The organism is Sphingomonas asaccharolytica NBRC 15499 (assembly GCF_001598355.1).
Lineage (GTDB): Bacteria > Pseudomonadota > Alphaproteobacteria > Sphingomonadales > Sphingomonadaceae > Sphingomonas > Sphingomonas asaccharolytica.
The window spans coordinates 1-6,319 of the sequence record NZ_BCYU01000138.1; the positions used below are offsets into that span (position 1 = coordinate 1).

At 65.1% G+C, this 6,319-nt stretch carries 8 protein-coding genes; 3 read left to right on the forward strand and 5 right to left on the reverse strand.

Annotation, left to right across the window (positions count from 1 at the left end):
* Positions 1-881, reverse strand: an 881-nt coding sequence (locus tag SAS01S_RS21225; RefSeq protein WP_245657060.1) for a histidine-type phosphatase, incomplete at its 3' end; no start/stop codon positions are given.
* A 158-nt stretch (positions 882-1,039) separates the two neighbouring features.
* Between SAS01S_RS21225 and SAS01S_RS21230 the strand changes: the two genes are divergently transcribed.
* Together SAS01S_RS21230 and SAS01S_RS21235 are read left to right on the forward strand one after the other, a co-directional pair.
* A complete protein-coding gene (locus SAS01S_RS21230; RefSeq protein WP_066813105.1) occupies positions 1,040-1,810 on the forward strand; it encodes a class II aldolase/adducin family protein in 771 nt (256 codons plus the stop codon).
* A gap of 49 nt (positions 1,811-1,859) precedes the next feature.
* On the forward strand, positions 1,860-3,260 hold the full coding sequence (locus SAS01S_RS21235; protein WP_066813106.1) for a hypothetical protein: 1,401 nt from the start codon (positions 1,860-1,862) through the stop codon (positions 3,258-3,260).
* A 10-nt stretch (positions 3,261-3,270) separates the two neighbouring features.
* Here the strand turns inward: SAS01S_RS21235 and SAS01S_RS21240 are convergent, their stop codons facing one another.
* The 4 genes from SAS01S_RS21240 to SAS01S_RS21255 form a co-directional block, all read right to left on the reverse strand.
* Positions 3,271-3,729 (reverse strand): DUF1003 domain-containing protein, encoded by a 459-nt coding sequence (locus SAS01S_RS21240; protein ID WP_066813107.1) that lies wholly within the window; start codon positions 3,727-3,729, stop codon positions 3,271-3,273.
* A 248-nt stretch (positions 3,730-3,977) separates the two neighbouring features.
* On the reverse strand, positions 3,978-4,616 hold the full coding sequence (locus SAS01S_RS21245) for a glutathione S-transferase family protein (RefSeq protein WP_066813108.1): 639 nt from the start codon (positions 4,614-4,616) through the stop codon (positions 3,978-3,980).
* A 1-nt stretch (position 4,617) separates the two neighbouring features.
* Entirely contained in the window at positions 4,618-5,049 is a 432-nt protein-coding gene (locus tag SAS01S_RS21250) for an SRPBCC family protein (RefSeq protein ID WP_066813109.1), read from the reverse strand.
* Positions 5,049-5,384 (reverse strand): ArsR/SmtB family transcription factor, encoded by a 336-nt coding sequence (locus SAS01S_RS21255; protein WP_066813110.1) that lies wholly within the window; start codon positions 5,382-5,384, stop codon positions 5,049-5,051. The genes SAS01S_RS21250 and SAS01S_RS21255 overlap by 1 nt, the downstream gene beginning before the upstream one ends.
* 214 nt (positions 5,385-5,598) lie before the next feature.
* On the opposite strand from SAS01S_RS21255, the gene SAS01S_RS23380 reads away from it, so the two are divergent.
* On the forward strand, positions 5,599-5,961 hold the full coding sequence (locus tag SAS01S_RS23380; RefSeq protein ID WP_369405768.1) for an OsmC family protein: 363 nt from the start codon (positions 5,599-5,601) through the stop codon (positions 5,959-5,961).
* The last annotated feature ends 358 nt before the right edge of the window (positions 5,962-6,319 follow it).

Consider the following 6,319-nt stretch of genomic DNA (forward strand, 5'->3'; position numbering starts at 1 on the left):
CCTGCCATTGCGCGCAGGATCGGCGGGGTAAGCCCGGCCATATTGGCGGCGGCGATCGGCTTGGGCCGCGCCAGAATGGCGAATTCGAGCGCGTGGAATTCGGACAAAGCCGTGACGTCCGTCGCAGTCGCGCGGCCCCAGCCGACCTCGCGCATCGGCTTGCCATCGGCATATTCGAGCAACAGGATCTGTGCCGCGGTCGACGCGCGGTCGAGCGCACCGGTGAGATCGGGGCGCTTGTTCGGTGCGGCGGGCGCGATCGTGGTTTTCTCCGCGGCGACCCCGCAAACCGGCTTCTTCGCGCACAGGATCATGTCGAGCCGGTTGAGCAACGGCCGCATCCGCGCCTCGACCGCGGCGATCCCGCCCGGCCCGATCGCCTTGGCCATCGCCGCGTTGGCGGCAGGTGCGTCGACCGTGCCCAAGCCCTGTTCGATCGCCGAAAAGCGCGGATCGTCGGCACCCTGCGGCTGATGATCGATCGCCAGCGTACATCCTGGCGCCAGCGTGCCGGCATAAGCCTGAGCGGTGGCGATCGTCCGCTGGTCGCTATCGGCGATCATCGCGGCGTCGGGGCAACCGCGCGCGAACAACCCGGCGCGCGTGTAGAAAGCGCGGTCGGCGGTGCCGATTGCGGCAACGGCCTGCGCGCCATGTTGGGTTAGCCACCCCGGATTGACCGACCAGCCGGGCCAAGCATCGGCGGCATATTTGGCGGGCATGGCGGGATTCTTGGTCGGCGGGCGGACGCCGTGGCGCATCACCACCACGACGCGGTCGACCGTCAGGGCATCCGCCGGCGGCTGCGCGGGTGCCGCTGTGCCGAGGGCGAGCCCCAAGCCGAACAGCGCCGCCGCTCCGACCATCCACCGTCCCGCCATGTCGCTTCTCCCGCTATCGCCGGCTGCTTGCCGGGGGAATGTTACAGATTCGAGAGAGATGGCGCATTATTCCGCCGTCGACTCCGGCCCGCCCCATACCCATTGTTCGATTGCGCTCGCCGAGCTAGGTTCGGCGCAACGGAATCGGAGAGGCTGACATGGCGACATTGGCAAAAGTCGAGGATACCGGCATGGCCCCTGGCGAATGGGAAGCGCGGGTCGATCTCGCCGCCGCCTATCGGCTGGTCGCGCTTTACGGATGGGATGACCTCATCTTCACCCATCTCTCGGCGCGCGTGCCGGGGCCGGAACATCATTTCCTGATCAACCCCTATGACATGATGTTCGAGGAGATCACCGCATCGAGCCTGGTCAAGATCGATGTCGAGGGCAATCCGGTCGGCAAATCGGAGCATCCGGTCAATCCAGCGGGCTTCACCATCCATTCGGCGATCCACATGGCGCGCGACGATGCGGCGGCGGTGATGCACCTCCACACCCCGCACGGCCAGGCGGTGTCGGCGATGGAATTCGGGCTGTTGCCGCACACCCAAACGGCGATGATCGCCAAGCACAATGTCGCGTACCACGACTATGAAGGCATCGCGACCGACCTCGACGAGCGCGAGCGGCTGGTCGAGGATCTCGGCGACAAACATGCCATGATCCTGCGCAATCACGGCACGCTCGCTGTCGGCAAGACCGTCGGCGATTGCTTCCTGCGGCTTTATTTCCTCGAGCGCGCCTGCCAGGCGCAAGTCATGATGCTGTCGGCCGGCTACGACCATCTCTACAACCCGCCCCAGGGCACCGAGGACAAGGTCAAGGGCCAGACCCCGCCCGCCGGCATGGCGATGGCAGCCGAACGTCTCGCCTGGCCGGCGTTGCTCAGGAAGCTCGATCGGATCGATCCGGGATTCCGCGACTGATCGCAACCGCGCTTGCGTCGGCGGCGTCAATCGGCGCAGACCGGCCGGCGTGCCGATCCGCTGGACCGACTATCGCCTGATCACGGCCTTGCTGCTGGCGATGGCGCTCGTCTGCGCCGCGCAGGCCTATGCCTATGCACCCGGGTTGATGACCTGGGATTCGATCCGCCAATATGGCCAGGCGCTGAGCGGCGAGTTCGACGACTGGCACCCGCCGGCGATGGAATGGCTGTGGCGGCAGCTATTGCCGATCGCGCATGGACCCGCGCCAATGCTGGCCATCCAGCTCGGCCTTTATTGGGCGGCGTTCACCGGGCTGGTCGTCTGGGCGGTTCGCGCGGGCCGGCGGCGGCTCGCCATCGCGTTCGCTATCACCTCGATACTCCCGCTTTCGGTCGTACTGATGGCGGAGATCATCAAGGACAGCCTGATGGCAGCGCTGCTGCTCGCCGCCAGCGCGATCCTGGTCGCGATCCCGACGCGCGGGCAGCCCGTCGCCCGCGTGATCGCGCTGATCCTGATCGTCTGTGCGGCGACGTTGCGCTTCAACGCACTCCCCGCCTGCCTGCCGCTGGCGATCGCGCTGCTGCCGGCATCGTGGCGCGCGACGCGGGCGCGGTTCGGCGCGGCGTTGCTGATCGGCGCGGCGGTGATCGCCGCCGCGCTGCCGCTCGCCAACCGCGCGGTCGGCGCCAAGCCGAGCGGGGTCGGGCTATCGCTGGTCATCTTCGACCTGGGCGGCATTACCCGGTTCAGCGGGGTCGACGCCTTTCCCGCGGACGACGATGTCGACGATCCGGTCGCGGTCAATCGCCATTGCTACAAGCCCGAGCGCTGGGATTCCTATAGCTGGTGGGTGCCCGATCCCTGCCCGCTCGGGTTCGACGCGATGGACGATGTGTTCAAGCAGAGCGGCGAAAATCCGTATCGCCACTGGCTCGGCGCGGTGCTGACGCATCCGGTCGCTTATGCCGAGCATCGGCTGACGCATTTCAACATCAACATCCGCTTCCTCGTCCATGACGAGGTCGAGCGCCCGGTCATGGGCCAGATCCCGCCCAATGACTGGGGCTTCCGCCTCACGCCCAACCCGGTGCTGACCTGGTTAGACCGCGGCGCGCGCTGGTCGGCGCACACGCCCCTGGGCTGGCCGGTCTGGTGGATGGCGCTGGCGATCGGGTTGCTCGTGGTCGCGCCCGGCCTGCCGTCGCGTCGCCTGGTCATCCCGCTGGCGTTATCGGGCCTGCTTTATGGATTAGGCTATCTGCCGGCGAGCGTGGCGTGCGAATTGCGCTACCACCTCTGGACGATGCTGGCGGTGCTGATCGCCGCGCTGCTCGCCGGCGCCGATATCGCGCAGGGTGCGCGGCCGAGCTGCCAGCGCTTGCTCGCTGCCACGACGCCCCTGATGCTTGTCACGGTCCTTTGCGTGATCTGGCGGCTGACCTGAGCGCGCGACGTTACTTCGCGCCGCCCGCCGCCTCGCGCAGTGCCGCTATCTCGTCCCCGGCCATCGCCAACAACAAGTCGATCTTCTCGTGCAGGCTCGCGATCTCGGCTTCCGACCGCAGGTTGGTTTCATAGTCCAGCCGCATGTCGAGGCGATCCTTCGCCGCCTGGCGGTTCTGGCTCATCATGATGACCGGCGCCTGGAGCGCGGCGAGCATCGACAGCATCAGGTTCAGGAAGATGAACGGGAACGGGTCGAAGGGATGGCGTGTCAGGACCACGGTATTCAGGACGGCCCAGACCACCATGAACAGGCCGAAGCCGATGATGAAGTTCCACGAGCCGCCGATCGCCGCCACGCGATCGGCAAGGCGATCGCCGAAGGTCAGGCGCTGGTCGAAAACCTCGTTGACGTCACGGACACGAGGCGCGCGGCGAAAGGGGCCGGCGAAGAAACGGATTGCGTTCATAACTCACCTATTTTTGCGACCGCCCCCTGAAGCCGGCGCCGGTGAGGTGAACGTCAGTTCAATCCGCCAGCCGCCTCAGAGGGTCGGTCGATCGACTTTGGTCAGACATCGGTCCCTCGAAGGAGGAGTGGATTGCGACTCCGGACGGAGCCGTGGCGGAAGTGGTTGCAGAGGGGAGATTCGTCAACCCCGTTTCGGTCGTCGCACTGCCCGAAATCGGCGCCCGAAACGGGGGAACGCGCGATGGCTCAATCCGCCGCGGCGAAATGCGTCATCTGGTCGGCATGCGCCTTGACGAACGCCGGCCGCGCCGTCGCGCGCTCGACATAAGCTCGGCACGCAGGGTAATCCGCAAGTCCGTCGAACCGATCGACCAAGCGCAACACATCGGACATCAGGATGTCGGAGACCGAGAAGCTCCCGACCAGCCATTCCTTGTCGCGCAGCACGATTTCCATATGCTTGAGCCGGGCCTCGAGAAAGTCGTCGAAAAACTTCCGCATCGGGTTTTCACCGGTATCGCCGGAGAACATGAAGAACGACCAGGGCTGGCTCGCGGCCTCGACCGACGCGAGTGCCGCGAACAACCACTCCTTGGTGTCGCTTTGCCCTTGGACATCGGTCGGCATCAGCCTGTCGCTCAGGCCGCCGAGATGAAGCAGGATGGCGCCACTCTCGAAGATCGACAGGTCACCGTCGGTTAGCCAGGGAATCTGGCCGAATGGCTGGTGCGCGAAATGCTCGGGACCGCGATCCTTGAACGGCACGCTCGCGACGCGATAGGGCAATCCGGCTTCTTCGAGCGCCCAGCGCAAGCGGATGTCGCGCACGAAGCCGCGCGGCGGCTCGGGAACCCAGTCATAGGTAAAGAGGGTCAGATCGCCCATGTCATCGAACTCCAAGGAAGAGGGGTAATTTGTCGAGCAGGCCGATCCAGCCTTGCTCATGGCTTTGGCGTTCGGCTTCGTCGGGAAGATGCTCGTGGAGCAACGTTAATTCGGTGCCGCCGTCGATCGGCTTGAGCAGGAAGGTGACAAGCGACTCGCGCTCGCCGGGGAGGTCCCAGGTGAAGGCCAGCTTCCGCTCGGGGATCACTTCCTGGTAGATACCGGTGGGGTTGTGCTCGTCGCCGTTGAGCAACCGGAAGACGACGCTGAACCGGCCGCCGGGGCGGACATCGACGTCGGCACGAAGCGTCGGCCCGGCATCGGGACCCCACCATTGGATCATCTGGTCGGGCTGCGTGATCGCTGCCCAGACCTTGGCCGGCGAGGCCTTGATTCGGCGGACGATGGTCACGCTCGGCAGCGTGTCGGCCATTATTCGCTATCCTTTTCGACGAAGGCGATGAGCCGATCGATGCTCACCGTCCAGAGACGCTCATAGCGTTGCAGCCAGGCCATCGCCTCCTGCATCGGCCCGACCGACAGATTGACCGACACCGTGCGCCCGGTCTTGGCGCGCGTGATCAGTCCCGCGTCGGACAGCACGTCGAGATGCTTCATCATGCCGGGAAGCTTGAGCGACAACGGCCGGGCGAGTTCGCTCACCGACAGGCCGGGCTCGTCCTTCAGTCGCAACAGGATATGCCGCCGCGTCGGGTCGGCGAGCGCGGAGAAGGTGCGGTCGATAGCGGATCCCTGATACTTCACCATGTAGCGAAGTATTGCTCATGCCGTGAGCGGCGTCAATCCTCAGGTCTCCACCGCGATAGGTGGCAAGGAACGGCACCGGTGGTTGGGCCTCGACTGGTTTTTGGGCCAGCTTGGCAAACACCAGACCGGCGACCATTAGATCGTAAAGGCCGATGCTGTAGATGGGGAGCTTACGAATGCTCGAAACAATCATCTCATACGAAGGCAGTCTGCGTTGCCGGTCGGAGCACGCAGAATCGGGAGCGATTGTTCTTACCGATGCGCCAAGGACAATCACGGGCGGGGGGAGAGCTTCTCGCCAAGCGAATTGCTGTCCGTGTCTTTAGGAAGCTGCATTCTCAGCATCATGGGCATCGCGGCTCGCTCGATGGACACCGATATCGTTGGCGCAACCGCAACCGTTACGAAAGAGATGGCTAACGCCCCTCGACGGATCGCTCGCATCGCGGTGAATGTTCGTGTCCCCGGTAAGTTCGACGAACGACAGCGGGTCAAATTGGAAGCAGCGGCGCATGCCTGTCCTGTCCATAACGTACTCGGAATAGATGCCCCGATCACGATCGACTGGATAAGCTAACCCAGTCTCAACGGCAGCTTGCAAGCATGTCGCGGCCGGAGTTCGCAACGGCCGGCATTGGGTCGATGGCCGCTTTGCATGACGGCGGATTGAAATCACTCCGGCCGCAAACGGCAAAGCGGCCCGGGATTGCTCCCGAGCCGCTTCATCCTCCCCGGCTTTCCCGGTGTTATGCCTTTTGGTCGTCTATCGCTTTTGCGGGAAAGCGGTAGCCACTTTCCCGCGCAAGCCTCAGTCGTCGTTGCGCTCGGTCAGGAACGCCGGCGCGAATTCGGGCTCGGGGCCTTCGTCCTTGCCGCCTTCGCTGCGCTCGCGGCGCGGACCGCGGTCGCCGCCACGATCGGGGCCGCGGTCGCGA